Raw genomic sequence first — 26,488 nt, forward strand, 5'->3', positions numbered from 1 at the left:
CTCAGTGCTTGTCCGCTTCGGACGTGAACGCATCGGCGTAGAACTCGCCCTCCGGCAACTGGCACTGCGCGACGAAGTCCTTGTGCGCCGAGTCGACGACGATGGGCGCGCCGCAGGCGTAGACCTGATGGCCGCTCATGTCAGGCAGGTCCTGCATGACGGCGCGATGGACGAAGCCGGTACGCCCGGTCCAGGCCTCATCGGGTTCGGACAGCACCGGCACATACGTCAGCTGCGGCCATTCCGAAGCGATCTGCGTGATCCAGTCGTTCAGGTAGAGATCGGCCTGCTTGCGCGCGCCCCAGTACAGCACCATCGGCCGTTGCGAGCCGATGTGCCGCGCCCGCTCGACGATGGCCTTGATCGGCGCGAAGCCGGTGCCGCTGGCCAGCAGCACGATGGGTTTGTCGCTGTCCTCGCGCAGGAAGAAGCTGCCGAAGGGGCCTTCCATGCGCAGAATGTCCTTCTCCTTGAGCGCGCCGAAGACGTGGTCGGTGAACTTGCCGCCGGGCATGTGGCGGATGTGCAGCTCGATCTGACCGGGCAGGGTGTGCGGCGCGTTGGCCATCGAGTAGCTGCGGCGCGAGCCGTCGCGCAGGATGAACTCGACGTACTGGCCGGCGCGGAACTGGAAGTTCTGGTTGGCGGCCAGTTGCATCGTCAGCACGGCCACGTCGGGCGCCGGCTTGAGCATGGCGGCCACGCGCGTGGGCAGCTTCAGCACCGGGAATTCGCCGGCGCCGGGCACAGTGCGAGCTTCGACGGTGCAGTCGGTCTGCGGCCGCGCGCAGCAGGTCAGCACGAAGCCCGCGGCTTCTTCCTCGGCCGACAGGGCTTTGGGCTGGTGGTTGCCGTGTATGACCGCGCCCTCGAGCAGCTTGCTCTTGCAGGAGCCGCAGGCGCCGTCCTTGCAGCCATAGGGCAGGCCCACGCCGTTGCGGATGGCCGCCGCAAGCAGGGTGTCATCGCCCTCGGTGTGATAGACGCGGCCGGCGGGCTGGATGGTGATCTGGTGGGACATGGGCTCTGAAAAGCAAGCGGCCCCGCTGAGGAGTCCGGGGCCGTAGACTGCGCCGCATTTTGCCCGAGGCATGAGACAGCGACTTTTGATCATCGGCTGTGGAGATGTCGGCCTGCGTGTGCTGAAGGCGCTGGCGGGCCGCTGGCGCGTGTTCGCGCTGACGTCCAGCCCGGCGCGTGCCGCTGCGCTGCGAGCGGCTGGTGCAGTGCCGCTGCTGGGCAACCTGGACGAGCCCGGGACGCTGAGGCGGCTGGCTGGCTTGGCCGACCTGGTGCTGCATCTGGCTCCGCCGGCGCGCGATGGCAGCATCGACGAACGCACGCGCAATCTGCTGGCCGCACTCGCGCTCAAGCCGCCGCAGGCCCTGGTCTACGGCAGCACGACCGGCGTCTACGGCGACTGCGGCGGCGCCTTCATCGACGAGACCCGCGCGCTGAACCCAGCCACCGATCGCGCACGCCGCCGGGTCGACGCCGAGGCGCAGCTGCGCGCCTTCGGTCGCCGCCATGGCACGCGGGTGAGCCTGCTGCGCATTCCCGGCATCTACGCCCGCGACCGCGAAGGCGGCCATCCGCGAGAACGCCTGGCGCGTGGCACGCCGGTGCTCAGGCGCGAGGACGATGTCTTCACCAACCACATCCACGCCGACGACCTGGCCCGCGCCTGCGTGCTGGCGCTGCTGCGCGGTCTGCCGCAGCGGGCGGTGAACGTTTGCGATGACAGCCAGCTGATGATGGGCGACTACTTCGATCTGGCCGCCGAACTCAGCGGTTTGTCGCGGCCCGAGCGCATCACGCGCGAGCAGGCCGCCGAGCGCATGGGCGCGATGCAGCTGAGCTTCTGGAGCGAGTCACGCCGCCTGAGCAACGCGCGGCTCAAGCGCGAGCTGCGGCTGGCTCTGCGCTACCCCACGCCTCGCGAGGGCCTTTAACTCCGTTTCAGCGGCGCCTGGACGAGCGCCAGTGGCGGATCAGCAGCCACGCGCCCAGCATGCCGCCCAGGTGAGCGAAATGGGCAACACCGCTGGAGCGGCTGAAGCCGAGGATCAGCTCCAGCCCACCGAAGATCGCGACGAAGTATTTCGCTTTCATCGGGATGGGTGGGATCAGCGGCACGATGATGCGGTTGGGGAACAACATCCCGAACGACAGCAGCAGCCCGAAGATTGCGCCCGAGGCACCGACCGTTGGTGAATTGGCGCCGATGGCCCATGTGAACAGCAACTGCACGACGGCCGCAGTGAGCGTGCTGGCCACCAGGATCTGCGTGTAGCGCTTCGGGCCCCAGACGCGCTCCAGTTCCCCGCCGAACATCCACAGGCCCAGCATGTTGAACAGCAGGTGCGTGAAATCGCCGTGCAGGAAGGCGTAGGTCAACAACTGCCACGGCATGAACAGGCCGGAGGCCAGCGGCCACAGCTCGAACCAGAGCGCCAGGCGAGGGAAGAGCTCGAAGAAGCAGAAGAAGCCAACACAAGCCAGCAGGAAGGCTTTGGTGACCGTAGGCAGAGGCGGCATGAATCGCAGCTGTGCGCCCGCAGAGGGCGCCTGCACCGGAGAGGCCGGTGCTTACCGTTTTAAGTATGCCAGGGGCTGCGTGTCCTTTGGTGCCCGGGGCCGGACTCGAACCGGCACACCTTGCGGCGGGGGATTTTGAGTCCCCTGCGTCTACCGATTTCGCCACCCGGGCCATCGGACACTTCTCGCCGTTGCAGCGAGGGGCGGATTATGCACTCGACAAGGCAGAGGTTTCGCTCCCGCTGCCACAATCGCTCGCCATGAACTATCCGACCCTCGAAGACGTCATTGGCGCGACGCCGCTTGTGCGCCTGCAACGCTTGCTGGGTGCCGACGCGCGCGGCAACGTGATCCTGGCCAAGCTCGAAGGCAACAACCCGGCCGGCTCGGTGAAGGACCGCCCCGCCATCAGCATGATCAAGCGCGCCGAGGAGCGCGGCGAAATCAAGCCCGGCGACACGCTGATCGAGGCGACCTCGGGCAACACCGGCATTGCGCTGGCCATGGCCGCGGCCATCCGCGGCTACCGCATGGTGCTGATCATGCCGGAGGACCTGTCCATCGAACGTGCGCAGACGATGAAGGCATTTGGTGCCGAACTTGTGCTGACGCCCAAGACCGGCGGCATGGAATACGCGCGTGACCTGGCCGAACAGATGGCCGGGGAAGGCAGGGGCCGGGTGCTGGACCAGTTCGCCAACGCCGACAACCCGCGCGCCCATTACGAGACCACCGGCCCCGAGCTGTGGAAGGACACCGGTGGGCGCATCACCCACTTCGTCAGCGCCATGGGCACCACCGGCACCATCACCGGCGTGTCGCGCTTCCTGAAGGAGAAGAACCCGGCCGTGCGCATCGTCGGCGCCCAGCCGGCCGAGGGTTCGCGCATCCCCGGTATCCGCAAATGGCCCGAGGCCTATCTGCCCAAGATCTACGACCCGACCGGCGTTGATGAACTGGTGCTGGTGAGCCAAAGCGATGCCGAAGACATGGCGCGGCGGCTGGCGGCTGAGGAGGGCTTGTTTGCCGGCATTTCGGCGGCAGGCGCCTGCTGGGTGGCACTGCAGATCGCGCGACAGGTGGAGAACGCGACCATCGCCTTCATCGTCTGCGACCGCGGCGACCGCTATCTGTCGACCGGCGTGTTTCCTGCATGAAGCCTTACCGCTTCTGCCCGGACTGTGCCGGCGAACTGGCGCTGATCACGCAAGCCGAGGACGGCGGCGACAAGGAGCGCCTGCGCTGCGCTGCTTGCGGCTTTACACACTGGAACAACCCGACGCCGGTGCTGGCGGCGGTCATCGAATGCACGGACCGCGAAGGCCAGGTGCTGCTGGCCCGCAACGCCGCCTGGCCGGGGCGATTCTTCGGGCTGATCACCGGTTTCCTGGAGGCCGGCGAGTCGCCCGAGGACGGCATACGGCGCGAGATTGCTGAGGAGACATCATTGGAGGTTCAGTCCCTGAGCCTGCTCGGCGTCTGGGACTTCCAGCGCATGAACCAGATCATCATTGCGTATCACGCAGCGGCGAGCGGCGAGATCAAGCTGTCGCCCGAGCTGATCGAATACAAGCTCATCGCACCCGAGAAGGTGCAATGCTGGCCACAGGGCACGGGCCAAGCCCTCGCAACGTGGCTGCGGTCCAAGGGCATTGAGCCCAAATGGCTCGACCTGAAGCGAGAATGATTCGATGGACGTCCAACGCGAGATCGACACCCGGGGCCTGAACTGCCCCCTGCCCATCCTCAAGGCCAAGAAGGCCCTGGCCGAGATGCTCAGCGGCGACCTGCTGCGCGTTGTCGCGACCGACCCCAGTTCAATGCGCGATTTCCAGGCCTTTGCGCGTCAGACGGGCAATGAACTCGTCCAGCAGGAGACTGCTGGCGCCGAGTTCATCCATGTCTTGCGCCGGCGCTGATCAAGCCTGATCAGTTGGGGACAGAGCTACTCGCTGCGCTCGATCGGTCTGTTCCGCAAAGCTTTTTGATCAGTTGAGGACAGAGCTACTCGCTACGCTCGATCGGTCTGTCCCGCAAAGCTTTATAGATTCAAGCCCTGCAGGAATTCCTTGAAGCCCGGGCCGAGTTGCGGGTGGCTCAGGGCCAGCTCGACGTTGGCCTGCAGGAAACCTTCCTTGCTGCCGCAGTCGTAGCGCTTGCCTTCGTAGCGGTAGGCAAACACCTTCTCGCGGCGCAACAGGCCGGCGATCCCGTCGGTGAGCTGGATCTCGCCGCCCACGCCGCGCGACTGGTTGGCGATCTCGTGGAAGACACCTGGCGTCAGGATGTAGCGGCCGGCCACGCCGAGGCGTGACGGCGCGTCCTCGGGGGCGGGCTTCTCGACGATGCGGGTGATGTCGACGAGGTTGTCGTTGACCTGCGTGCCGGCGACGATGCCGTAACGGCGCGTGTGTTCGGCCGGCACTTCCTGCACGGCCAGGATGGAAGCGCGCCAGTCGGCGAACTGCTCCACCATCTGCTTCAGGATGCCGCGGCCCGGCGTGGGGCCGACCATCAGATCGTCCGCCAGCAGCACGGCAAAGGCCTCGTTGCCCACCAGTCGCTGTCCGCACAGCACAGCGTGACCGAGGCCCAGGGCCTGGGCCTGGCGCACGTAGATGCACTGCATGTCGTCGGGCTTGACGCTGCGCACCACGTCCAGCAGGTCCTGCTTGCCGGAGTTCTCCAGCGCGACTTCCAGCTCGAAGGTCATGTCGAAATGGTCTTCGATGGGGCGCTTGTGGCGGCCGGTCACGAAGATCATTTCGCGCACGCCGGCCTCATAGGCTTCCTCGACCGCGTACTGGATCAGCGGCTTGTCGACGACAGGCAGCATTTCCTTGGGCTGAGCCTTGGTGGCCGGCAGGAAACGCGTGCCCAGACCTGCGACCGGGAAGATGGCTTTGGTGATCGGCGATTTGGACGAAGAGGCCATGGGTACACTGGTTTGGACAAGAGCAAAACGATTGTGTCACGCGGGGTGTGACGGTTTTGACCCTTGAGTTGGCCACAAAGAGCGCATGTCCGTCCTGATATTGGAACCGTTGGAAGCCGATGTCGTGCAATGGCTTGGCGAGCGGCACGATGCCCGTTTCGCGCCTGAGCTCGTCGGCGATTTCGAGGGCCTGGTCGAGGCCTTGCAGGACGCCCGCGCGCTGGTCGCACCGCCCGAGGTGCGCATCGATGCCCAACTGTTGCGCAGCGCACCTGTGCTGCGTGCCATCGGCCGGGCTAGCGGCGGCATGGAGAACATTGACGTCGAGGCCTGCCGCAAGGCTGGAGTTGAGGTCGTGCGTTCGCAGGCGTCGACTGCCAGCGCAGAGGCCGAGTTCGCCGTCGGCGCGCTGCTGAGCCTGCTCCGGCGCGTGCCTGTGGAGGGCAGCGACGGCCTCAAGGTCGGCCGCGAGCTGGGCTGCTCGACCATCGGCGTGCTGGGCCTGACGCCCGCCGCCCAGGTGCTGACCCAGCTGCTGCATGCCTTTGGCACGCGCGTCGTCGGCTACGACCCCGCCGTGCACCCGAGCGACGCGACCTGGACGCGCTGGGGCATCGAGGCGATGAGCCTGAGCCTGCTGATGGAGCAGAGCGACGGCCTCGCGCTGCTGCTGCCCTACTACGACCGTTACCGCGGCATCGTCGGCGAGCGTCAGCTGGAGGTCGCGCGGCCGGGCCAGGTCATCGTCGGCCTGAGCCAGTCGGGCCTGGTGCACGAGGCGGCGCTGGCGCAGGCGCTGCGCGGTGGCCGGCTGCGGGCGGCGTGGTTCGACAGCCTGGAGCCGGGTTGGCTGGAGTCCGGCCGACCCTTGCATGGCATGGCCAACCTTCAGGTCACGCCGAGGCTGGCCGGCACGACGCGCGAGTCCCGCGTGCGCGCGGCCTGGGCCGTGGCGCGCGGCATCGACGTGCTGCTGAGCCCGCCGGCAGGTGGCGCCAAGCCACCCGCCAAGGCGGACATCTATTACTGAGCGGGCAGCCGAGCCAACTGCTCGCGCAGCCGCGCCACCGTCTCCTTGAAGCCCGCCACGCGGGCGCGCTCCTGCTCGACGACGGCAGCCGGCGCGCGAGCGACGAAGCTCTCGTTGCCCAGTTTGGCCTCGGCCTTGACGACCTCGCCCTCCAGGCGCGTGGCTTCCTTCGTCAGCCGGGCGCGTTCCGCCTCGACGTCGATCTCGACCTTCAGTGCCAGCTTGGCGGCGCCGTGCACCAGCACCGGCGATGTGGCGCTCTGCCGGGCGAACTCCGCCTCGTCGGCGATCAGCTCGACGGCGCTGAGCTTGGCCAGCACCTTGAGCACGGCGGCCGCCTGGGACAGGAAGGAAAGATCGCCGCCCACCAGCAGCGGCACGCGGTCGCTCGGGCTGAGGTTCATCTCGCTGCGCAGGCTGCGCGTGACGCTGACGACTTCCTTGAGTTGGGCCATCCACGCATCGGCGTTGGCGTCGATGCGCTCGGGCTGGGCGATGGGATAACCGGCTTGGCCGATGAAGTCGGTCGTCTTGCGGCCGGCCACCGGCGCGACGGTCTGCCACAGCTCCTCGGTGATGAAAGGTGCCACCGGGTGCAGCAGGCGCAGCGTGGTCTCAAGCACACGGATCAGCGTGCGGCGGGTGGCGCGCTGCTGGCTCTCGTCGCCGGTCTGGATCTGCACCTTGGCGATTTCCAGGTACCAGTCGCAGTACTCGTCCCAGACGAAGCTGTAGACGGCGTTGGCCACGTTGTCGAGGCGGTACTCGGCAAAGCCTTCGGCGACGGCAGCCTCCACGCGCTGCAGCTCGCTGCTGATCCAGCGGTCGGCGGGGCTGAACTTCATGTAGCCCGGCGGGCAGGCGCCTTGCTCGTGCGCCAGGCCGCAGTCCTGGCCTTCGGTGTTCATCAGCACGAAGCGCGTCGCGTTCCAGAGCTTGTTGCAGAAGTTGCGGTAGCCCTCGCAGCGCTTGGTGTCGAAGTTGATGTTGCGGCCGAGGCTCGCGTAGCTGGCCATCGTGAAGCGCAGTGCGTCCGCGCCGTAGGCCGGCATGCCTTCGGGGAACTCCTTCTTCACGCGGGCGGCGACCTTCGGCGCCGTCTCGGGCTTGCGCAGGCCCTGCGTGGATTTCTGGATCAGCGTGTCGAGGTCGACGCCCTGGATCAGGTCCACCGGGTCCAGCACATTGCCCTCGCTCTTGCTCATCTTCTGGCCCTGCGAGTCGCGCACCAGGCCGTGGATGTAGACGTCCTTGAACGGCACCTGGCCGGTGAAGTGGGTCGTCATCATGATCATCCGGGCGACCCAGAAGAAGATGATGTCGTAGCCGGTCACGAGCACGGATGACGGCAGGAACAGCTCCTGCTCCAGCGTCTTCTCGGGCCAGCCCAGCGTCGAGAAGGGCACCAGCGCCGACGAGTACCAGGTGTCCAGCACGTCCGGGTCGCGGGTCAACTCGCCCAGGTAGCCGGCGGCCTTGGCGCGGGCTTGCGCTTCGTCCTCGCTGCGCGCGACGAACAGCTCGCCGCCCGTGCCGTACCAGGCCGGGATCTGGTGGCCCCACCACAGCTGGCGCGAGATGCACCAGTCCTGCAGGTTGCCCATCCAGTGGTTGTAGGTGTTGACCCACTGCTCGGGATGGAACTTGACTGCCCCCGTTTCTACGGCCTCGATGGCCTTGGTGGCGATGCTCTTGCCGTCCGCGCCGGGCTTGGTGGTGGCGACAAACCACTGGTCCGTCAGCATCGGCTCGATGACCTGGCCGGTGCGCTCGCAGCGCGGCACCTGCAGCTTGTGCTTCTTGACCTCGACGAGCAGGCCTTGCGCCTCCAGGTCGGCGACGACGCGCTTGCGGGCGACGAAGCGGTCCAGGCCGCGGTAGGTCTCGGGGGCGTTGTCGTTGATGCGGGCCTGCAGATCCAGCACCGCAATCATGGGCAGGCCGTGGCGCTGGCCGACGGCGTAGTCGTTGGTGTCGTGCGCGGGCGTGACCTTGACGACGCCGGTGCCGAACTCGCGGTCCACGTAGTCGTCGGCAATCACCGGGATCTCGCGGTCGGTCAGCGGCAGCTTGACGAGCTTGCCGATCAGCGCCGCGTAGCGCTCGTCCTCGGGGTGGACCATGACCGCCACGTCGCCCAGCATGGTCTCGGGCCGCGTGGTGGCCACGACGACCGAGCCGCTGCCATCAGCGAGCGGATAGCGGATGTGCCACAGCGAGCCGTCTTCCTCTTCGGACGACACCTCCAGGTCCGAGACGGCGGACTGCAGGACCGGGTCCCAGCTCACCAGGCGTTTGCCGCGGTAGATCAGGCCTTCCTCGAACAGCCGAACAAAGGTCTCGACGACGACGGTCGAGAGCTTCTCGTCCATCGTGAAGTACTCATGACCCCAGCTCACCGAGTCGCCCAGCCGGCGCATCTGGCTGGTGATGGTGTTGCCGGATTCCTGCTTCCAGTCCCACACGCGAGCGACGAAGTTCTTGCGCCCCAGGTCGTGGCGGTTCTGGCCCGCGGCCTGCAGCTGGCGCTCGACGACGATCTGCGTGGCGATGCCGGCGTGGTCCGTGCCGGGCACCCACAGCGTGTTGTCGCCCTTCATGCGGTGGTAGCGCGTCAGTGAGTCCATCACCGTCTGGTTGAAGGCGTGGCCCATGTGCAGCGTGCCCGTCACATTGGGCGGCGGCAGCTGGATGCTGAAGGACGGCTTGGCCGGGTCCAGCGTCGGCTCGTACAGGCCGGCGGCCTCCCACTTCGGACCCCAGTGGGCTTCCAGGGCGGCGGGTTCGAAGGACTTGGCGAGTTCGGTCACGGGCTGTCTCGGCTGGGCGGGCTGTGGGCTGGGCCGACGATTTTACGGGGCGCCCCTGCCGGTCGATACAAAACGAAACCTGGCGATACCGCGTCGAGATGCTCTGCGCAGGGCAGCCCGGAATCATCAGTGCCATCCCAACGAAGGCTCGACGAGCCCCGGAGCACGCCATGAACTTTTTTCGCCGCTGGCACGCGCACCACGAATTTCGCCATCACTTTGGCCACGGCCATCATGGCCATCATCTCGGCCATCATGCTGATGGCTTTGCCCATCTCCTCCTGGCCCGAGTCGGTGCCAAGCTGGAGCTGGACGACGGCCAGCAGCGCCGCTTCGCCGCCTGGCTCGACCAACTCCAGCAGCAGCGCGACGCGCTGAAGAGTCTTGTCGACGGGCCGGAGCTGGCCAGCCTCTTCGCTGAAGAGCAGTTCGCCCGCAGCCCGGCCCAGCAGTTGTTCGACGCCAAACTCGACACGCTGCGCGCCGCCGGCCCGGGCCTCGTTACCGCCTTCGCTGACTTCTTCGACTCGCTGGACGCCGAGCAACGCCAGGTGCTGCGCTTCATGATGCGGCGCTTCAGTCGCGACCCGTATCAGGCCTGATGCGCGTGCCCGGGCACAATCTTTTGCGATGCACCGACTGCTGCTGATTGACGACGACGAAGCGCTGGCCGGCCCGCTGACGCAATACCTGGCCCGCTTCGACTTCAAGCTCGAAGCCGTCACTCGGCCCAGTGCCGCCGTGGCGCGGCTCGCCGCCGAGCGCTTCGATGCGCTCATCCTCGATGGCATGCTGCCGGAGATGGACGGCTTCGAGTTCTGCAAGCGGCTGCGTGCCGGGAGCGAACCCTGGTGCGATATCCCCGTGCTGATGCTGACCGCGCGTGGGGACCTGACCGACCGCGTCGTCGGCCTGGAGCTGGGCGCCGACGACTACCTGCCCAAGCCCTTCGAGCCGCGCGAGCTGGCCGCCCGGCTGCAGACCATCCTGCGCCGCACGCGATTGGCGCCGGCGGTGACCGCCGTTGCGCAAGCTGCGAACAAGCTCTGCTTCGAGGGACTGGAGATAGACACCGCCCGCCGCGAAGTTAAATGCGCGAACGGCTTCGTCGAGCTGACCGGCACGGAGTACGAACTGCTGTTGCTGTTGGCCCGTGAACCCGGCCGCGTGTTCTCGCGCGACGACATCCTGAACCGGCTGCGTGGCCAGGAGGCCGAGCTGTTCACACGCGCCGTCGACATCCTGGTGAGCCGCCTGCGTCGCAAGCTGGAGCCACTGGCGGCGCTGAAGACGCTTCGCAACGCCGGCTACTGCTTTGCCTTGCCAGGGAAATCATGAGGCACCACCCCTACGACCACCAATGGCGGGAGCGCTGCGAGCGTCAGCAGAAGAAGCGCGCCCAGCGCTTCAGCCGCGACCGCGAGTGGCGCTGGCGGGCGCGGCATCGCTGGCACCAGCGCTGGCACCGGCATCACCGTCAGTTCAACCACTCGCTCGGAGCCCGACTGATCGCCGTCTTCTTTCTGCTGGCTCTGGCCAGCAGCGCCATCCTCTGGGGCTCAGAGGGCAGCGCCTATGGCCTGCTGTGGGCCGTGCCGGCGCTGCTCATCGTCACGGGCCTGGCCTTCGGCATGATCCGCCACATGGTGTGGCCCTTGCACGCGCTCGCCATCGGCGCCGAGGCCTTTGGGCGCGGGCAGTTCTCGCACCGCGTACCGGTCATCCACCGCGACGAGATCGGCGACCTCGCGTTGCGTTTCAACCAGATGGCCGCCGACATCCAGGCCATGCTGGACGGCAAGCGTGCGCTGCTGCTGGCCATCAGCCACGAGCTGCGCAGCCCGTTGACGCGCGCTCGCCTGCACGCCGAGATGGTGGGCGAGGGTGAGTCGCGTGACGCGCTGCTGGACGAACTGGCGCAGATGCGTGACCTCATCAGTGCGCTGCTGGAGAGCGAGCGGCTGGGCAGCGGGCATCAAGCATTGCAACTGTCAGACTGCGATGTCGCCGAGCTGGCGCGAGAGCAGGCGCAGCCGGGCGTTGAACTGCACATAGCGCCGGACCTGCCCATGCTGAAGCTGGACCGGCTGCGCGCGCAACTGTGCCTGCGCAACCTCGTGCAGAACGCGCTGCGCCACAACGATGCAGCGCGTGGTGCGGTGCAAGTCACGCTGGCACGACAGGGCAACGGCGTGCGCCTGAGCGTGCGCGACTTCGGTCCCGGCGTGCCGCCGGATGCGCTGCCGCAACTGGGCCAGCCTTTCTATCGGCCCGACGAGGCCCGCACGCGCCATGGTGGCGGCGTCGGCCTGGGGCTTTGCCTGTGCCGGCTGGTGGCCGAGGCCCACGGCGGCCGGCTGGAGCTGCGCAACGCCGAGCCGGGTTTTGAGGCGGCCGTGACGTTGCGCTGAGTTGCCCGCGTTCTGGCTGCGCCCTACGGGCTCGCCGGAACGCGGGCATCGCGCTTCGCGCTCGGTGCCCCTTCGGGTCACATGAACAAATGTTCACCCGCGTTCTCACCCCCCAGCACCACGTAGTTCACTTTTTTCAGGTCAGCCAGCTGCGTACCGCCTGAGTAGGAAATGGAACTCTGCAGGTCCTCTTCCATTTCGCGCAGCGTGTCCACCAACCGGCCCTTGACCGGCTCCAGGATGCGCTTGCCTTCCACGTGCCGGTACTCGCCCTTGTTGAAGTCCGAGGCCGAGCCGTAGTACTCCTTGAAGCGCTTGCCATCGACCTCGACCGTCGTGCCGGGGGATTCCTCGTGGCCGGCGAACAGCGAGCCGATCATGACCATGGACGCGCCGAAGCGCACGCTCTTGGCGATGTCGCCGTGGTGGCGGATGCCGCCGTCGGCCACGATGGGTTTGGTGGCCACGCGGGCGCACCATTTCAACGCGGACAGCTGCCAGCCGCCGGTGCCGAAGCCGGTCTTGAGCCGCGTGATGCAGACCTTGCCCGGGCCGACGCCGACCTTGGTCGCGTCCGCGCCCCAGTTCTCCAGGTCGATGACGCCTTCGGGCGTGCCGACGTTGCCGGCGATAACGAAGGCCTCGGGCAGCTTCTGCTTGATGTGGGCAATCATGCGCTGCACGCTTTCGGCATGGCCGTGGGCGATGTCGATGGTCAGGTAGTCCGCGCCCACGCCCTCGGCCGCCAGGCGGTCGACGAGTTCGAAGTCAGCACCCTTCACCCCCACGCTCAGGGACACGAGCAGCCCCTTGTCACGCATCGCCTTGGCGTAGGCCAGGCTGTCCAGGTCGAAGCGGTGCATCACATAGAAGTAGCCCTCGCGGGCCAGCAGCTCGGTGATGGGCTCGTCCACCACGGTCTTCATGTTGGCGGGCACCACCGGCAGGCGGAAGCGGTGCGGGCCGAATTGCACCGAGGTGTCGCAGTCCGAGCGGCTCTCCACGCGGCATTTGCGCGGCAGCAGCAGGATGTTGTCGTAGTCGAAGATTTCCATGGTTCAAGTTCGCAAGTTACGGCGCGCGTTATTGCAGTGCGCGCCTGGGCTGCGAGCGCTTGACTTGGCTCTGCCGGCTGTTTTTCGTCCGCTTTTCGAGCGGGCAAAAAAACCGGACGCCAAAATTTGGGCCCGGTGATTGATTCTACGCAACTGCAGTGGCAGTCAGGGACTGCAGGCTTTCAAGTCCGTAGTGGACGGCCAGGCCGCGCGCCAATCCGGCCTTGACCATCATGTCCGCGCCGGCCGATTCGCGACCGATGCGCAGCAGCACGTCGCAGCGTTCCAGCACGGCTTGCGCGTGCGGGTGGAAGAAGCGGTCCCAGACGGCATCGCCACGCTGGCCACCGGCGGCCTCGATCAACGGCAGCGTGACCCACTCGCCCAGCAGGGGCACATGGCCCAGTTCGGCGACCTGCACGGCGGCGTCCTGCATGGCCTTGACGTTGGCGGCGATGGCATCTTCGCGGTCGCCCGTGCCGCTGCGGTAGGGGCCCGCGATGAAGACCAGCAGCGGCCCTTGCCGCACCGGCGGGCCGAACACATGCCGCTCGGCCCACCGCAGCAGCATGATCGTCTTGGCATCGACGATCTCCCCGGCCTCGACTTGGCGCATGGCCTCGTCAAAGCCCAGCTCGAAGCGGGCGATGTCCTCGCCTTCGTCGAGCAGCCCGCCACCTTCGCTCACGAGATCGGCATCCTCGTACTCGGCGGCGAAGAAGTGCAGCTTCTCGGTCACCGAGCCCGGGCTCATATAGGCCTCAAAGAGCGCCTGCGGTTCGCGCACCTGCACGCCCGCCTCCTGCTCAGCCTCGGCGCGGATGCAACTGACCGGGTCGGCTTCGTCCAGCAGCCCGGCCACGGCTTCGGTCATCAACTGCTGCCAGCCGTTCACGAACACCGGGTAGCGGAACTGCCGCGTCAGCAGCACCCGGCGGCGCGCCCGTTGATAGAGCAGGATGCAGGCGCCATTGCCGCGGTCGTAGGTTTCGCGGTCCTGGGTCTGCCATTGGCCATCGCTGCGCAGGAAGTCGAAGCGGGTGGTCTTCAGCGTGTACCAGTTGTCTGACAGCAGGTTCACGTGCTGCACGCGGACGCGGTCGGAAAGCGGGAGATTGACGATGCGGGATTCGGGCGATGTGGGCATGGGCTTCCAGGTTTGGCAATCAATGATGCCTGCTCGCCCTCAGGGGTGACTGAAGAACTTGCGGTGGATGCGACGCGTCATCTGCCAGACGGTCAGCAGCACGACCGGAATGGCCACGCCGGCCGCCAGTTCCGGGCTGAACGGCAACCAGCCCTCAGCCTTCAGTGCCTTGAAGAAGTAGAGCAGCAGGCTGACGACGTAATAGGTGATGGCGGCCAGCGACAGGCCCTCCACCGTCGCCTGCATGCGCAGCTGGGTGCGCTGACCGTCGCCCAGCTGGGCCAGTAATTGCTGGTTTTGCGCCTCGGTGGCGATATCCACCCGCGTGCGAAGCAGCGCGCTGGCGCGAGAGATGCGCTGGGACAGGCTGCTCAGCCGCTGCGCCGTCGCACTCACGGTCGCGATGGCCGGCGACAGCCGCCGCTGCATGAACTCGCCCAGCGTCTGTGTGCCGGCCACCTTGCCCTCGTGCAGCTCGCCCAGGCGCGTCTGGACGATGGCGTGATAGGCCTGCGTCGCGCCGAAGCGGTACTGGTGCTCCGCCGTTGCGTGCTCGATGCGCGCGGCCGTCGAGATGAGGTCGTCCAGCAGCTCCGCCTCCGATGCCCCGCGTTGCTCCAGCCGCGCCGTGATGGCCGCCAGCGTCGCCTCCACCTCGGCGAGCGTGGCGCTGAGCGCCTTGGCCGCAGGCAGGCCGCGCAAGGCCATCAGGCGGTAGGTTTCCAGCTCCAGCAGCCGCTGGCAGATGCGGCCGGCGCGCGTCTCGGGCGTGCCCGGCTCGGCCATGACGACGATGTGCTCGAAGCCGCTGGCGCGCAGGCAGAAGTCGGTCACCACCAGCGAATGCCCGCCCATGGTCGACGCGACGACGGCGTGTGCGCCGAACCAGGCCTGCGCCTCGGCCAGCGCGCTGGGCGTGAAGGTCAGTGGCCGCTCGATCATGACCAGCTTGATCGCGGCGAACGTTCGCCCCGGGATGCGGCTCAGCCAGTCGCCCGGCACGCGCAGCGCCAGCGCGTCCAGCGTCTGCGCGCTGGCCTCGGCATCCGCCGGCAGCGGCTGCACGACCGAGTAGCGCGTGAACTCGGCATGGCGCTCCCACTTCATCGAAAACTCGCCGCAGCGCAGGCGCAGGAAGTTGGCGTGCAGCGCGTCCTCGGCCAGTTCGTGCTGGCCGGGAAGGCGCTTCAGGTGAGCATGCTCGTCGGCGCGGCTGATGCCGTCGTTCAGCACGGCGATGTGGACGATGACGGCCGGCAGGCGGATGCGCGCCGGCGGGCGGGCGTGCACCTCGTTGTGCAACGTCAGGCGCAGGGCGTCGTCGGGCGGTAGCAGGCTGTCTTCGTTCATGGTCCCCAGGCTAGTGCGTAGTGAGGGCACCAACCTGGCTCTATAAAATTTGAGGCTTCGTACTTCAACAGGCGGCGGCTTCCGTCATCAATATGCAAGCTTCATTCCCGCCCGTCGTCATCAGCGGCACCGGCCTGTACCGCCCACCCCATGTCATCACCAATGCGGAACTCGTCGAGGCCTTCAACGCCTATGCCGACCTGCAGAATGCCGAGCACGCCGAGGCGATCGCTGCCGGCGAGCGGGCGGCGCTGACGCACTCGAGCGTCGAGTTCATCGAAAAAGCGTCGGGCATCAAGCAGCGCTACGTCGTCGAGAAGGCCGGCGTGCTGGACCCGACGCGCATGTACCCGCGCTTCACGCCGCGCGGCGACAACGAAATCTCGCTGATGGCCGAGATCGCCGCCGACGCGGCCCGCCAGGCTTTGCAGCAGGCGGGCAAGACCGGCGCAGACGTGGACGCCGTGCTTTGCTCGAGCGCCAACATGCAGCGCGCCTACCCGGCCATGGCTGTCGAGATCCAACAGGCACTTGGCGCCGGCGGCTACGGCTTCGACATGAATGTCGCCTGTTCGTCGGCCACCTTTGCGCTGGAGCAGGCCTTCAACGCCGTGCGCTCGGGCGCGAGCAAGTGCGTGCTGGTGGTGAACCCCGAGATCACCTCCGCCCACCTGGAATGGCGCGACCGCGACTGCCACTTCATCTTTGGCGACGTCTGCACAGCCCTCATCGTCGAGCGTGCTGAAACGGCGACCGGCGCCGACCAGTGGGAGATCCTCGGCACCCAGCTCGCCACGCAGTTCAGCAGCAACATCCGCAACAACTTCGGCTTCATGAACCGTGCCGAGGACCGCGACCCGAGCGACCGCGACCTGACCTTCTATCAGGAGGGTCGCAAGGTGTTCAAGGAAGTGGTGCCCATGGCAGCCGCCCACATCGAGGCGCATCTGGGCAAGTTGGGGCTGGAGCCGACGCAGGTGCGCCGCTACTGGCTGCACCAGGCCAACCAGGGCATGAACCAGCTCGTCATCAAGAAGCTTGTCGGCGCCGATGCCGGCAGCGAAGTAGCGCCGCTGATCCTGGACGAGTACGCCAACACGGCATCTGCCGGGTCCATCATTGCCTTCCACCATCACCGTGCGGACCTGAAGCCGGGCGATGCCGGCGTCATCTGTTCCTTCGGCGCCGGCTATTCGATCGGCAGCGTCGTCGTCAAGAAACGCTGACAGTCAACGCGGCAGCCTGAACTGCGCCACCAGGTCAGCCAGCCGCGCAGCCTGGTCCTTCAGGCTTTCTGCCGCCGCCGCGCTTTCCTCCACCAGCGCAGCGTTCTGCTGTGTCATGTGGTCCAGGATGGTGACCGCGGAGCCCACCTGGCCTATGCCCTGGCTCTGCTCGCTGCTGGCCGTGCTGATCTCGGCGATCAGGTCGCTGACCTTGCCGACCTCCACGACGATGCTGCGCACCGTCTCGCCGGCGCGGCCCACCTGCACCGAACCCGCCTCGACCCGCTCGACGTTGCTGCCGATGAGGCTCTTGATCTCCTTGGCTGCGTCTGCTGAGCGGCCGGCAAGCGAGCGCACTTCCGACGCGACGACCGCAAAGCCGCGCCCCTGCTCGCCGGCCCGCGCGGCCTCGACGGCGGCGTTCAGCGCCAGGATGTTGGTCTGGAAGGCAATGCCGTCGATGACGCCAATGATGTCGGCGATGCGCTTGGAACTGGCCGAGATGTCGCCCATCGTGTGGATGACCTCGTCCACTGCGGCGCCGCCGCGCTCGGCAACGCTTGCTGCAGATCGCGCCAGTTCGGTGGCGCGCTGGGCCGTCGCGGCGTTGTTCTTCACGGTCGCCGTCAGTTCCTCCATGGCCGAGGCGGTCTGCTCCAGGCTGCTGGCCTGCTCCTCGGTGCGCTGGCTGAGGTTGGCGCTGCCGGTGGCAATCTCCGCCGAGCCGGTGGCGATGGAGTCGGCGCTGGAGCGGACCTGGCCGACGATGTTGGCGAGGTTGCTGCCCATCTGCTGCAAGGCCAACAGCAGGTGACCGGTCTCGTCCCGTGTATGGCCCTCGATGTGATGGCTGAGGTCGCCGCCCGCCACCGTCTGCGTGTGGCTGACGGCGCGCTCCAGCGGCTGGGTGATGCTGCGCGCCGCCACGAGATTGAAGCCCAGCAGCAGCGCCGCACCTGCGACGGCCGCCGCAATCAACAGCAGCTTCGCCCGCGCAGCCGAGGCCGCACCGGTCGCGTCGGTCTCCTTGGCAAAAGCCTGGATCAGGTCGCTCAAGCGCTCCATGTCCGTCTCCAGCGCCTTGAAGGCCTCGCCAAAGGCTGGCAACCGCGCCTCGGCCGCGGGCAGGTCGCTGCCGGCGAGCTTGACCACCTCGTTGGCGCTGGTGATGTAGGCGTTGAGCCGCGTCTGCGTCTTGGCGATGGTGTCGGAGATGGCCGGGCTGAGGGACAGGGAGCTCAACGCCTCCATGTGCTCGCGGAACTCCTTGGTGTGCTCGGCGATGTCCTTTTGCACGTCGGTCAACTCGGATGCCTGGCCCTTGAGCCCGCCCAGCACCGCACGCAGCACGTCTCCGCGCAGGGCGTCATGCATCATGTCCGCCTCCAGTTGCGAGCGCAGCGCCGCGTTGGTTCTCGCCACCGCCTCGGCCGTGCTCGACAGCGTGCCCAGCGCCAGGTAGCCCACCAGGCCGACCAACAGCACGAACGACAGGCCCATCAGGCTGAGCGCCAGCAGGCGCTGGCGGATGTTGAGATTCATCGTCGCTCCTCGTCAGAAGCGGGCCGACAGGCCCACCGTTAAGCCCAGGTCCGGCGCGTTCTTGTTGATGCCGCGAGACACCGCCACGTCCACCTGCAGGTTGCGCTCCAGCAGATAGGCCAGGCCCGCGTCCAGCGTGACGACGCTGCCGCCGTGGCGCCGTGATGCCAGCTGCTGGCCGGACAGCTCGACGAAGCCGCGCAGTTGTTCCGTCAGGGACTTGCCGACGACGCCGGCCAGGATGGCGCCGACGAAATGCCGGCCGTCGTCGTCGCGGTCCCTGTAAAGGCCGGGCATCAACCCGGCCGACCAGCCACCGGCGAACTCCCACTCGGCCACAAAGCGCAGCGACGGCCGCAGGCCCTGGCCGCGGAAGGCGCCCGAGCCGCTATCCATGTCCACGTGCAGCAGCCAACCCATCCCCGGCATGCCGGCTTCCTCATCACCATCGCGCTGGTGCCACTTGACGCCCACCGACAAGTCAGACCAGCCGCGCTCGCGCGCCGTGACGCCGGCCTCCTCGGAGCGCAGCCGCAGCCGGCCGTCCGTCTCGAAGCGCAGCTCCCAGGTTTCGCCAAGGCCGATGCGCAACAGCGTGGGCGTGCTGGTCAGCCGCGTCTTCACGCTGCCCATGCGGTCGCGTTCCGAGGCCAGGCTCGTCTCGATCTGCCATCGGCCCTTGCCGACCACGTCGCTGGACTCGACGAAGTCCGGACGGTCGGTGGCGATGGGCTCGTCCTCGGCCCAGGCGGGGGCGGTGAGGGAGATGGCCAACAATCCTTGCAGCAGCGCGGCACGGGTCTTCACGGCGGACTCCCTCGTTCGGTTCAGCTAGCGGCCCACTCTAGCGGAGCCTCTTCCGCTTGGCGACAGGCCTGCGCTATCGTGCCGGCCGTTGAACAGATCAAACCCGGGGAGGGTGTCCATGTCTTTCCATCTTGGTCGAGTGATGGCCGTCTGCCTGCTCACGGCCTGCGTTCAAGTCGCTGCCGCAGCGGACCTGCCGCGAAAGCAGTTCGAGCTCCGGGTCGAGGAGACGGGTACCCGCTTCGGTCGCGCGGCGATGACAAGCCAGGGCTTGCCGCTCAACCGGCGCTACGCCGAGCTGGACGCCAAGGAGAAGGCACTCGTGCGTGCGAACTACGAGGGCATGCCCGAGGCCGACGAGCCGCCCTTCCCGGCGAACGGCCTGCTGCCCGTCATGACGACGCTGCACATCGGTGCGGAACGAGGCTTCCCCTTGGGTCGGCTGGCGATCGTGGTCGATGTGGACAGCAGCGGCAAGGTGCAGCACGCGCAGACCTTCGGCAAGGTGGACGCCGACTTCGCCCGCTTCGCAGCCAGCGTGCTGGCGCGCACGCCGTTCAAGCCCGCCGTCTGCGACGGCAAGCCGTGCACCATGCAATACGTGCTGCGCATAGAGTTCGGCGGCGTCTGAACGGCTGCGGGCCTTTCTCTGACTCCCGCAGGGCATCGGCTATCGTCCCGCCCCATGAGCGATCTGACCTTCTTCTGGCACGACTACGAGACCTTCGGCCGCGTGCCGCGCCGGGACAGGCCCGCCCAGTTTGCGGGCCTGCGCACCGACGCCGAACTCAACGAGATCGGCGAGCCGCTGATGCTGTATTGCCAGCCGGCGCCGGACTATCTGCCCGACCCCGAGTCCTGCCTGCTGACGGGCATCCTGCCCCAGCACTGCCTGCAGCGCGGCGTGCCCGAGCATGAGTTCGCCGCCAGCATCGAGACCGTGCTGGCCCTGCCCGGCACCGTGGGCGTGGGCTACAACAGCATCCGCTTCGACGATGAAGTCACCCGCCACCTGTTCTGGCGCAACCTCATCGACCCCTATGCCCGCGAGTGGCAGAACGGCTGCGGCCGCTGGGACCTGCTGGACGTGGTGCGCTGCGCCTACGCCCTGCGGCCCGAGGGCTTCGAGTGGCCGAAGCACGAGGATGGCCGCCCCAGCTTCAAGCTCGAGCACCTGACCATTGCCAACGGCGTGGCCCACGAGGCGGCGCACGATGCGCTGTCCGACGTGCGCGCGACCGTCGCCCTGGCCCGCAAGCTGCGCCAGGCCCAGCCCAAGCTGTGGGACTTCTGCGTCAAGCTGCGCAGCAAGCAGGCCGTGTGGGACGAGATCGGCATCGGCAAGCCTTTCCTGCACATCTCCGGCATGTATGGCCCCGAGCGCGGCTGTATCGCCGTCGTCTGGCCACTGGCGCCGCACCCGACGAACAAGAACGAACTCATCGTCTGGGACTGCTCGGTCTCGCCAGAAGAGCTGCTGACGCTGAACGCCGAGGCCATCCGCGCGCGCATGTTCACCAAGCAGGACGCGCTGCCGGAAGGCGTCACCCGCCTGCCCATCAAGACCATTCACGTCAACAAGTCACCCATCGTCATCAGCAACCTGAAGACGCTGAGTCCCGCCATGGCCGAGCGCTGGGGGCATGACATCGAGGCGCAGCTCGCCAACGTCAGGCTGCTGGCCGATAAGGGCCGGCTGTTGGACGGCCTGTGGGGCGACGTCTTCCAGCGCGAGCCCTTCGAGGCGGCGGATGTGGATGAAGACCTCTACGGCGGCTTCATCGGCAACGAGGACCGCCGCGCGCTGAACCGCGTGCGCGCGACGACGCCCGGGCAACTGGCCGAACGCGCGGCGCAGGGCAAGCTGGCGTTTCAGGACGGGCGGCTGGACGAGCTGGTGTTCCGCTGGCGCGCGCGCAACTTCCCGGCGACGCTGTCGATGGAAGAGGCCGAGCGCTGGCAGCGTCATCTGGCGGCGCGGCTGCACCAGGGCGAGGGCGGTGCGCAGACGCTGGCAGCGTTCATGGAGCGGATCGATCAGCTTGGCGAGAACGCCGACGAGCGAGGCGAAGAGATCCTGTCGGCGCTGTACGACTACGCCGAGCAGATCGCGCCGTAGTTACCGACGCTGCAGGTATTTGTCCCGCAGCGCCGTCTGCCGGTCACTCAGCTCCACCTCACGCCCCTGCATGAACACCCGCTCGATGCGGGTGCTCGACTCCAGCGGGTCGCCATCCGCCACGAACAGGTTGGCCAGCTTGCCCACCTCCAGCGAGCCCAGCCGGTCGGCCACGCCGAGGATCTGCGCCGGGTAGAGCGTCACGGCCTTCAGCGCGTCGTCGTCGCTCAAGCCGAAGGCGCGGGCATGCGCGGCCTCAAAGGGCAGGTTGCGCGCATTCGTCGAGTCGCGGCCGACGTCGGCGATGCAGAAGCGCACGCCGGCTGCGGCCAACTTGGCGGGCAGCGTGAAGAGGGCGTCCGGCGGGTCGTCGCGCCGCAGGGGCAGGCGCAGCAGGCCGCCGATGACGACGGCCACGTCGCGCTCGCGCAGCGTGTCGGCCACGCGCCAGGCATCGGCGCCGCCGACGAGGATGAGCTTCAGCCCATGCCGGGCCGCGAAGTCCAGCGAGAAGCGGATCTGCGCCAGGTCGTCGGCATGCATGAACACGGGCCGCGCCGGCGGCGCACCGGGTGTGGCGGGCAGCACGGCGCGCATCGCCTCCCAGCGCGTGTCGACAGGCGTGGCCGGGTCGGCGGCTCTCGCCAGCGCGTAGGCGCGGGCACTGTCGAAGGCATCGTCGAGCAGCTTGAGCCTGGCCTCGGTAGAACGCCGGATCTCGGCCAGCCGCGCCTCGGGCTGGGTCGGGAAGAGGGCGCCGTTCAGTCGCAGCCGCGGCACGACCACGTGCAGGCCGACCTCGGGCACCAGGGCCATGTCCTGCCAGTTCCAGCCCTCAAGCTGCAGCAGCGCGGACGTGCCAGCGATCAGCCCTGTGCGGCCCGCCTCGGGCACGCTCAAGGCGGCCAGCACACCACCGCCGCGGGTGACGGGGAGCAGCTCGCTGTCGGCATTGAAGGCCACCAGCGCACGGGCGTTGGGGTTGATGGCGCCCGCCTCGCTGGTGTCGTAGGTGGCGCTGACCGACCGAATTTCGGCCAGGCCCAGGCTGGTGTCGGCCGCCACCATGCCGGGGTAGACATGGCGCCCACCCAGGTCCACCGTCCTGGCGCCGGCCGGCGCGGCCAGATCGGCGCCAGCGATCGCGCGGATCCTGCCGTCCTCGATCAGCAGATTGCCGTTGGCGATGACGGGGCCGCTGACCGGGTGCAGCGTCGCGTTGCGCAGCAGCAGCGGCTCGCGCTGCGGCGGGGGCGGCGTGTTGGGCGAGGCGTGGGCGGTGATTGCCGCAGCCAGTAGCGCGGTGATGAGGGCGTGCTTCATTTCAGAACCCGTCCAGAGTGCATTCATGCCAGGCATCGCCGCCGAAATAGCTGTGGCGGTCGCGGTTCATCTCGTGCAGCCAGCGTTGCAGCTGCAGCTGGTCCAGCGCAGCCGCCAGCGGGGTGGCCGGCCGCCCCTCCGGCGGCGCCTTGGCCTTGGCGCGCTCGGGCAGGGCCAGCGCCACCAGACGGGCGCGCTCGGCGCTGTCGCGCTCGCGCAGCTGTGCATCCTCGCCCCGGTCGAAGTAGCGACTGCCGTCGATCCAGGTCTGCTCGACCTTCGCGGCGCCGGACAGCGGATGCCCGCTCCAGAGGACGAAGTCGGCGTCCTTGCCCACCTCCAGCGAGCCCACGCGGCCGGCGATGCCCAGCTGCCTGGCCGGGTTGATCGTCACAAACCGGAGCGCCTCGGCTTCCGTCATGCCCCAGGCCTTGCCGCCATAACGCAAGGCCTTGGCGGCCTCGGTGTTCAGGTGGCGGGCCAGCTCGTCGCTGTCGGAGTTGAAGCTGGTCAGCACGCCAGCCTTCTGCGTCATCGCGCCGTTGTAGGGAATGGCGTCCTGCGCCTCCAGCTTGTAGCCCCACCAGTCGGCAAAGCCCGAGGCGCCCGCGCCCAGGGCGGCGATCTCGGGCGCGACCTTGTAGGCCTCCAGCACATGCTGAAAGGTCGCCACCTCCAGGCCGAACTCCCTGGCCAGCGCAATGAACATCAGGATCTCGTCGGCGCGGTAGCTGTGGATGTGGATGACGCGCTTCTTCTCCAGGAGCTCGACGAGCGTGTCCAGCTGCAGGTCACGGCGCGTGCGCGGGTCGGCCTTGCGTTGCTCGCGGTAGCGCTGCGCCGCCAGCAAGGCGTCGCGCATGAGCTGCTCGACGCCCATGCGCGTGGTCGGGTAGCGCGGGTCGCTGTCCGTTGCGGGGAAGTTGGCGCGCTTGACGTTCTCGCCCAGCGCGAACTTGATGCCCGGCCTGGCGCCTGCGAACTTCAGCGCCTCGCCGTCCAGCCCCCAGCGCAGCTTGATGACCTGGTTCTGCCCACCGATGGCATTGGCCGAGCCGTGCAGCAGGTTGGCAGTCGTCACGCCGCCAGCGAGCTGGCGGTAGAGGCTGATGTCGGTCGGGTCGAGCACGTCGGCCACGCGCACTTCCGCCGCGACCGAGTGGGCGCGCTCGTTGATGCCGCGCTGGATCGCGGTGTGCGAATGGGCGTCGATGAGGCCGGGCGTCAGGTGCTTGCCCGCCGCGTCGATGACGACGGCGCCCGCCGGCGCGGCCAGCCCCTTGCCGATGGCGGCGATGCGGCCCTCGCGCACGAGCAGGTCTGTGGCTTCCAGCGTGCCGGCGGCAGCGCTGGTCCAGACCGTCGCATTGCGCACCAATACGGCGGCCGGCTTTTCGGGTGGCGCCACGCGGCCGAACACGCCGGCAGGGAAGGTGGCGGGCGAGGGCGCCCAAGCCATCGGTGGGCTGGCTGGTGGCGGCTCGAAGGCTGATGTACGCACCGCCGTCCACGCCTGGGTGCGGACGTCGGCCAGCGTCAACGTGCCGGTCAGCGCGTCGCCGCGACCCTCCAGACGCAAGCTCGTGCCGCCGTCACAGGGCCAGCGCAGCAGCAGCTCGCGGCCGTGCTGTTGCAGCTCGCAGCCGCGGCCATCCGCCAGCAGCGTGGGCCTGGCACGGGTGCCGGCGATCTGCCAGGTCTGCACGGGCCCGCCGGCCGGCTTCACGGTCCAGTGGCCGCGCGCGTCGAAGCGCTCCCAGGCCTCGGTCGTCAGCGGCTGGCCGTCGACAAAGGCGATCTCGACCTCGGCCTGATCACTGGTGAAGAGGTCGCCGCTTGCCACCACCACATGCGCCAGCTGCCCTGGGGCGAGCCGGCCCAGGCGAGCTTGACCGAGCAGCCGCGCCGGCGTGGTCGTCAACGCGGCCAGCGCCGCCTCGGGCTTCAGCCCGCGCTGCACGGCCTGGCGCAGCCGCGGCCAGAAGTCCTTGCGCAGGTCCTTCAGCCCCTGCGTGGAGATCGCGAACTCGACGCCCGCGGCCTGCAACGCCGCCGCATTGCCCGGCGCGGCGGCCCAGTGCTGCAACGCGTCCAGTGGCACGTCGAGCGCGCTCTCCGGCTGCTCGACCTCCGGTGCGGCCGGGTAGGCCAGCGGCAGGATGACGGGCAGGCCCAGCGCCTTCAACTGCAACGCCCGGCGGTACTCGTGGCCCGTGCCCTGTGCGATCACCTGCAAGCCGAACTCGTCGCGCAGCTTGCCGATGCGGGCCAGGTCTTGCTCGTCCAGCGCCTCGTGCACGACGGGCTGCTTGCCGCCTGCTGCCGGCGCCAGCGCGGCCAGCCCGGCGTTGAACTCGCGCCGCTCGCCCGACGGCTGCGGGCCGGCGGCCCAGCGCGCGTTCAACCAGGTCTGGCGCAGCAGCGCGACGCTGCCCATCAGCGACGTCGGATAGCTGACGACACCGACGCGGCCGCCGCTGTTGAAATCGACTGGCAGGTACTCGTGCGCCACGTGCTGGGCCACATCGGCCGCCAGCACGAGGCTGCGCGCGTCGCCGCCCTCGCGCAGGCTGATCAGCGCGCTCTGGCCGCGAAAGACGGCGCCCGTCGGTGGCAGCGACAGCGCCGTCGTAAAGCCAAGTTCACGTTGGGCACGCAGCTCGTCCGGCTTGATGTCCAGCGCCGCAGCCTGGTGGAAGTCGGCGCGCACCCAGCGCTGACCGGGCGTCAGCCCCTTGGCCTTTGAGACGTCGATGCGCCCCTGGCCCAGGTTGCTGGCCGCGTCGATGAAGCCGGCATAGACCGTGCGCCCCGGCAGATGCCAGACCCGCGCGCCCGCCGGCGGTTTTGCTTGGGCACCGGCGGCGACGATGACGCCGTCCTTCATGACCAGCGTGCCGTTCTCGACGACCTGGCCCGGCGCCAGCACCAGGCGGGCGCCCGTGACGGCATGCCAACGTGGCGTGGTCTCGCGCAGGCCCTGAGGGATTTCACTGAGCTGCTGAGCCTGTGTGAGGCCGGTGAGCAGGGCGAGCAGGGCGACCGTGGGCAAGCGCATCGCACGGACTCTAACGGCGTGATCTGCGTCATGGCCGAAAGCCGGCAGTCCTGCGATAGTCGGGCCTAGAAGACCGATTCGGAGACTCCCATGAGCAGCGTTGCACCGGCCCCTGCCGACGATCCCACCACCGCCCGACTGCGCGCCTTGCTGGTGAAGGCACCCACCGCCGTCGCCTTCGTTGCCGGCCAGCGTTTCGAGGTCGTCAGCGATGAGTTCAACCACCTGTTCGGCTTCGGCGACGACAGTGATCTGGCGGGCCAGGGCACGCGCTCCGTCCACACCACCGACCTCGCCCACACCGCCCTGCACGAGCGCGCCGCCGCGGCCTTTGCCGCCGGCCGGCCGCTGGACGAAGAGATCGAATACGTGAAGCGCGACGGCCACCGCTTCTGGGGTCGCCTGCAGGCCACGCCGCTGCAATGGGACGCGCCGGCCGGCGAGGCGCTCTGGATCCTCGAGGACGTGACGACCGCACGCGCCCAGCGCCTGCAGCCCACCTGGACGGCCAAGCACGATGCCGTCACCGAGTTGGCCAACCGCCGCGAGTTCGAACGCCGTCTGGGCGAGCACGTCGGCAGCCGCCGCAACGAGCCGGTGTCGGTGCTGTGGCTCGATGTCGACCGTTTCGGCGAGGTCATCAAGGACATGGGTGCCGAGGTCGGCGACCATTTCCTGTACGGCCTGGGCCAGATGCTGATCGGCAAGGTGCGCGCCTCTGACCTGGTCGCACGGCTGGAGGAAGATCATTTCGCCATCCTGCTGCCCGATTGCGACCACCACTACGCCCAGATCATTGCCGAGAAGATCCGCTCCGCCGTGGCCGCCTACCGGCTGCGCTGGGGCATGCACCGCACCCGCGTGAAGGCATCGCTCGGCGTCGTGCAGATCCACGCGACGCTGGCGACGGTGGACGCCGTGCTGGGCGCCGGTGCGCTGGCCTGCACCGAGGCGAAGGCGGCGGGTGGCGACAGCGTCCGCGTCTTCGTATCCGCCGGCGGATATGAAGAACTTGCGGGCTGATTTCACGCTTGGCGGCGTGGCGATCCCCTGAAATGCGGGGTTTTTCGCCGATTGTTCTAAAGTTCACTTCAGCGTGGCCGATGTAGCGGCCATAGCGCTTGAGAACTGAGTCCC

Annotated in this window: 22 protein-coding genes, 1 tRNA gene and 1 pseudogene; 12 read left to right on the forward strand and 12 right to left on the reverse strand. The window is 68.2% G+C overall.

The features are described from left to right. Nucleotide 1 precedes the first annotated feature (1 nt). Nucleotides 2-1,021, reverse strand: a complete 1,020-nt coding sequence (locus AC0IZJ_RS01465; protein ID WP_471845912.1) for a CDP-6-deoxy-delta-3,4-glucoseen reductase — start codon at nucleotides 1,019-1,021, stop codon at nucleotides 2-4. A 70-nt stretch (nucleotides 1,022-1,091) separates the two neighbouring features. Here AC0IZJ_RS01465 and AC0IZJ_RS01470 point away from each other — a divergent pair, with 70 nt between their 5' ends. Further along, nucleotides 1,092-1,952 carry an SDR family oxidoreductase gene (locus AC0IZJ_RS01470; protein ID WP_471845914.1) on the forward strand — a complete coding sequence of 287 codons (861 nt, stop codon included), beginning with the start codon at nucleotides 1,092-1,094 and terminating at the stop codon, nucleotides 1,950-1,952. A gap of 7 nt (nucleotides 1,953-1,959) precedes the next feature. On the opposite strand, the gene AC0IZJ_RS01475 is transcribed toward AC0IZJ_RS01470, so the two are convergent. Continuing rightward, the gene (locus tag AC0IZJ_RS01475) at nucleotides 1,960-2,538 is read right to left on the reverse strand and encodes a rhomboid family intramembrane serine protease (protein ID WP_471845916.1); all 579 of its coding nucleotides are present in this window, start codon (nucleotides 2,536-2,538) and stop codon (nucleotides 1,960-1,962) included. A gap of 87 nt (nucleotides 2,539-2,625) precedes the next feature. Next, nucleotides 2,626-2,710, reverse strand: a tRNA-Leu gene (locus AC0IZJ_RS01480). An 88-nt stretch (nucleotides 2,711-2,798) separates the two neighbouring features. Between AC0IZJ_RS01480 and cysM the strand changes: the two genes are divergently transcribed. Genes cysM through AC0IZJ_RS01495 form a run of 3 tightly spaced genes read left to right on the forward strand, consistent with a single transcriptional unit; the run spans nucleotide 2,799 to nucleotide 4,457 of the window. Beyond that, complete coding sequence (cysM, locus tag AC0IZJ_RS01485; RefSeq protein ID WP_471845918.1) at nucleotides 2,799-3,695, forward strand: cysteine synthase CysM; 897 nt, start codon at nucleotides 2,799-2,801, stop codon at nucleotides 3,693-3,695. Beyond that, nucleotides 3,692-4,225, forward strand: a complete 534-nt coding sequence (locus AC0IZJ_RS01490) for an NUDIX domain-containing protein (protein WP_471845920.1) — start codon at nucleotides 3,692-3,694, stop codon at nucleotides 4,223-4,225. The genes cysM and AC0IZJ_RS01490 overlap by 4 nt, the downstream gene beginning before the upstream one ends. Before the next feature lie 4 nt (nucleotides 4,226-4,229). Continuing rightward, complete coding sequence (locus AC0IZJ_RS01495; RefSeq protein WP_471845922.1) at nucleotides 4,230-4,457, forward strand: sulfurtransferase TusA family protein; 228 nt, start codon at nucleotides 4,230-4,232, stop codon at nucleotides 4,455-4,457. Nucleotides 4,458-4,579: 122 nt separating this feature from the next. Here the strand turns inward: AC0IZJ_RS01495 and galU are convergent, their stop codons facing one another. Next, the gene (gene galU / locus AC0IZJ_RS01500) at nucleotides 4,580-5,473 is read right to left on the reverse strand and encodes a UTP--glucose-1-phosphate uridylyltransferase GalU (protein WP_471845924.1); all 894 of its coding nucleotides are present in this window, start codon (nucleotides 5,471-5,473) and stop codon (nucleotides 4,580-4,582) included. A gap of 85 nt (nucleotides 5,474-5,558) precedes the next feature. Between galU and AC0IZJ_RS01505 the strand changes: the two genes are divergently transcribed. Then, the gene (locus AC0IZJ_RS01505; protein WP_471845926.1) at nucleotides 5,559-6,503 is read left to right on the forward strand and encodes an NAD(P)-dependent oxidoreductase; all 945 of its coding nucleotides are present in this window, start codon (nucleotides 5,559-5,561) and stop codon (nucleotides 6,501-6,503) included. On the opposite strand, the gene AC0IZJ_RS01510 is transcribed toward AC0IZJ_RS01505, so the two are convergent. Next, nucleotides 6,497-9,313, reverse strand: a complete 2,817-nt coding sequence (locus AC0IZJ_RS01510; protein ID WP_471845928.1) for a valine--tRNA ligase — start codon at nucleotides 9,311-9,313, stop codon at nucleotides 6,497-6,499. The two genes, AC0IZJ_RS01505 and AC0IZJ_RS01510, sit on opposite strands and share 7 nt — an antisense overlap. 170 nt (nucleotides 9,314-9,483) lie before the next feature. Between AC0IZJ_RS01510 and AC0IZJ_RS01515 the strand changes: the two genes are divergently transcribed. From AC0IZJ_RS01515 to AC0IZJ_RS01525, 3 genes are read left to right on the forward strand one after another with little or no spacing between them, the layout of a single operon-like run. Beyond that, nucleotides 9,484-9,915: a hypothetical protein gene (locus AC0IZJ_RS01515; RefSeq protein ID WP_471845930.1), complete on the forward strand. Its 432-nt coding sequence runs from the start codon at nucleotides 9,484-9,486 to the stop codon at nucleotides 9,913-9,915. A 28-nt stretch (nucleotides 9,916-9,943) separates the two neighbouring features. Further along, complete coding sequence (locus AC0IZJ_RS01520) at nucleotides 9,944-10,651, forward strand: response regulator transcription factor (protein ID WP_471845932.1); 708 nt, start codon at nucleotides 9,944-9,946, stop codon at nucleotides 10,649-10,651. Then, nucleotides 10,648-11,724, forward strand: coding sequence for an ATP-binding protein (locus AC0IZJ_RS01525; RefSeq protein WP_471845934.1), 1,077 nt, complete (start codon nucleotides 10,648-10,650; stop codon nucleotides 11,722-11,724). Before AC0IZJ_RS01520 ends, AC0IZJ_RS01525 begins: the two co-directional genes overlap by 4 nt. 77 nt (nucleotides 11,725-11,801) lie before the next feature. On the opposite strand, the gene AC0IZJ_RS01530 is transcribed toward AC0IZJ_RS01525, so the two are convergent. The 3 genes and pseudogenes from AC0IZJ_RS01530 to AC0IZJ_RS01540 all read right to left on the reverse strand — a co-directional run bounded on the left by AC0IZJ_RS01530 (nucleotide 11,802) and on the right by AC0IZJ_RS01540 (nucleotide 15,276). Then, nucleotides 11,802-12,779: a GMP reductase gene (locus AC0IZJ_RS01530; RefSeq protein WP_471845936.1), complete on the reverse strand. Its 978-nt coding sequence runs from the start codon at nucleotides 12,777-12,779 to the stop codon at nucleotides 11,802-11,804. A 544-nt stretch (nucleotides 12,780-13,323) separates the two neighbouring features. Then, nucleotides 13,324-13,926: pseudogene (locus tag AC0IZJ_RS01535) on the reverse strand (GDP-mannose pyrophosphatase); the annotation flags it as partial. Nucleotides 13,927-13,965: 39 nt separating this feature from the next. Next, nucleotides 13,966-15,276 carry a DUF3422 family protein gene (locus tag AC0IZJ_RS01540; RefSeq protein ID WP_471845938.1) on the reverse strand — a complete coding sequence of 437 codons (1,311 nt, stop codon included), beginning with the start codon at nucleotides 15,274-15,276 and terminating at the stop codon, nucleotides 13,966-13,968. A 92-nt stretch (nucleotides 15,277-15,368) separates the two neighbouring features. Between AC0IZJ_RS01540 and AC0IZJ_RS01545 the strand changes: the two genes are divergently transcribed. Next, nucleotides 15,369-16,502: a beta-ketoacyl-ACP synthase III gene (locus tag AC0IZJ_RS01545; RefSeq protein WP_471845940.1), complete on the forward strand. Its 1,134-nt coding sequence runs from the start codon at nucleotides 15,369-15,371 to the stop codon at nucleotides 16,500-16,502. Between the two features lie 3 nt (nucleotides 16,503-16,505). Here AC0IZJ_RS01545 and AC0IZJ_RS01550 read toward each other — a convergent pair whose 3' ends face one another. Continuing rightward, nucleotides 16,506-18,044 (reverse strand): methyl-accepting chemotaxis protein, encoded by a 1,539-nt coding sequence (locus tag AC0IZJ_RS01550; protein ID WP_471845942.1) that lies wholly within the window; start codon nucleotides 18,042-18,044, stop codon nucleotides 16,506-16,508. Between the two features lie 12 nt (nucleotides 18,045-18,056). Next, entirely contained in the window at nucleotides 18,057-18,851 is a 795-nt protein-coding gene (locus tag AC0IZJ_RS01555; protein ID WP_471845944.1) for a transporter, read from the reverse strand. Nucleotides 18,852-18,969: 118 nt separating this feature from the next. Between AC0IZJ_RS01555 and AC0IZJ_RS01560 the strand changes: the two genes are divergently transcribed. Together AC0IZJ_RS01560 and sbcB are read left to right on the forward strand one after the other, a co-directional pair. Beyond that, the gene (locus tag AC0IZJ_RS01560) at nucleotides 18,970-19,482 is read left to right on the forward strand and encodes a hypothetical protein (protein ID WP_471845946.1); all 513 of its coding nucleotides are present in this window, start codon (nucleotides 18,970-18,972) and stop codon (nucleotides 19,480-19,482) included. A 54-nt stretch (nucleotides 19,483-19,536) separates the two neighbouring features. Beyond that, complete coding sequence (gene sbcB / locus AC0IZJ_RS01565; RefSeq protein WP_471845948.1) at nucleotides 19,537-20,970, forward strand: exodeoxyribonuclease I; 1,434 nt, start codon at nucleotides 19,537-19,539, stop codon at nucleotides 20,968-20,970. Here sbcB and AC0IZJ_RS01570 read toward each other — a convergent pair whose 3' ends face one another. Next, entirely contained in the window at nucleotides 20,971-22,293 is a 1,323-nt protein-coding gene (locus AC0IZJ_RS01570; protein ID WP_471845950.1) for an amidohydrolase family protein, read from the reverse strand. 1 nt (nucleotide 22,294) lies between these two features. Next, a complete protein-coding gene (locus AC0IZJ_RS01575) occupies nucleotides 22,295-25,351 on the reverse strand; it encodes an amidohydrolase family protein (protein WP_471845952.1) in 3,057 nt (1,018 codons plus the stop codon). A gap of 90 nt (nucleotides 25,352-25,441) precedes the next feature. Here AC0IZJ_RS01575 and AC0IZJ_RS01580 point away from each other — a divergent pair, with 90 nt between their 5' ends. Continuing rightward, a complete protein-coding gene (locus tag AC0IZJ_RS01580) occupies nucleotides 25,442-26,374 on the forward strand; it encodes a GGDEF domain-containing protein (protein ID WP_471845954.1) in 933 nt (310 codons plus the stop codon). The last annotated feature ends 114 nt before the right edge of the window (nucleotides 26,375-26,488 follow it).

The organism is Roseateles sp. AC306 (assembly GCF_979253795.1).

Coding starts and splice junctions, on each gene's coding strand:
- AC0IZJ_RS01465 (WP_471845912.1), bottom strand. CDS start 1,021: ATGTCCCACCAGATCACCATCCAGCCCGCCGGCCGCGTCTATCACACC.
- AC0IZJ_RS01470 (WP_471845914.1), top strand. CDS start 1,092: ATGAGACAGCGACTTTTGATCATCGGCTGTGGAGATGTCGGCCTGCGT.
- AC0IZJ_RS01475 (WP_471845916.1), bottom strand. CDS start 2,538: ATGCCGCCTCTGCCTACGGTCACCAAAGCCTTCCTGCTGGCTTGTGTT.
- cysM (WP_471845918.1), top strand. CDS start 2,799: ATGAACTATCCGACCCTCGAAGACGTCATTGGCGCGACGCCGCTTGTG.
- AC0IZJ_RS01490 (WP_471845920.1), top strand. CDS start 3,692: ATGAAGCCTTACCGCTTCTGCCCGGACTGTGCCGGCGAACTGGCGCTG.
- AC0IZJ_RS01495 (WP_471845922.1), top strand. CDS start 4,230: ATGGACGTCCAACGCGAGATCGACACCCGGGGCCTGAACTGCCCCCTG.
- galU (WP_471845924.1), bottom strand. CDS start 5,473: ATGGCCTCTTCGTCCAAATCGCCGATCACCAAAGCCATCTTCCCGGTC.
- AC0IZJ_RS01505 (WP_471845926.1), top strand. CDS start 5,559: ATGTCCGTCCTGATATTGGAACCGTTGGAAGCCGATGTCGTGCAATGG.
- AC0IZJ_RS01515 (WP_471845930.1), top strand. CDS start 9,484: ATGAACTTTTTTCGCCGCTGGCACGCGCACCACGAATTTCGCCATCAC.
- AC0IZJ_RS01520 (WP_471845932.1), top strand. CDS start 9,944: ATGCACCGACTGCTGCTGATTGACGACGACGAAGCGCTGGCCGGCCCG.
- AC0IZJ_RS01525 (WP_471845934.1), top strand. CDS start 10,648: ATGAGGCACCACCCCTACGACCACCAATGGCGGGAGCGCTGCGAGCGT.
- AC0IZJ_RS01530 (WP_471845936.1), bottom strand. CDS start 12,779: ATGGAAATCTTCGACTACGACAACATCCTGCTGCTGCCGCGCAAATGC.
- AC0IZJ_RS01540 (WP_471845938.1), bottom strand. CDS start 15,276: ATGAACGAAGACAGCCTGCTACCGCCCGACGACGCCCTGCGCCTGACG.
- AC0IZJ_RS01545 (WP_471845940.1), top strand. CDS start 15,369: ATGCAAGCTTCATTCCCGCCCGTCGTCATCAGCGGCACCGGCCTGTAC.
- AC0IZJ_RS01550 (WP_471845942.1), bottom strand. CDS start 18,044: ATGAATCTCAACATCCGCCAGCGCCTGCTGGCGCTCAGCCTGATGGGC.
- AC0IZJ_RS01560 (WP_471845946.1), top strand. CDS start 18,970: ATGTCTTTCCATCTTGGTCGAGTGATGGCCGTCTGCCTGCTCACGGCC.
- sbcB (WP_471845948.1), top strand. CDS start 19,537: ATGAGCGATCTGACCTTCTTCTGGCACGACTACGAGACCTTCGGCCGC.
- AC0IZJ_RS01570 (WP_471845950.1), bottom strand. CDS start 22,293: ATGAAGCACGCCCTCATCACCGCGCTACTGGCTGCGGCAATCACCGCC.
- AC0IZJ_RS01575 (WP_471845952.1), bottom strand. CDS start 25,351: ATGCGCTTGCCCACGGTCGCCCTGCTCGCCCTGCTCACCGGCCTCACA.
- AC0IZJ_RS01580 (WP_471845954.1), top strand. CDS start 25,442: ATGAGCAGCGTTGCACCGGCCCCTGCCGACGATCCCACCACCGCCCGA.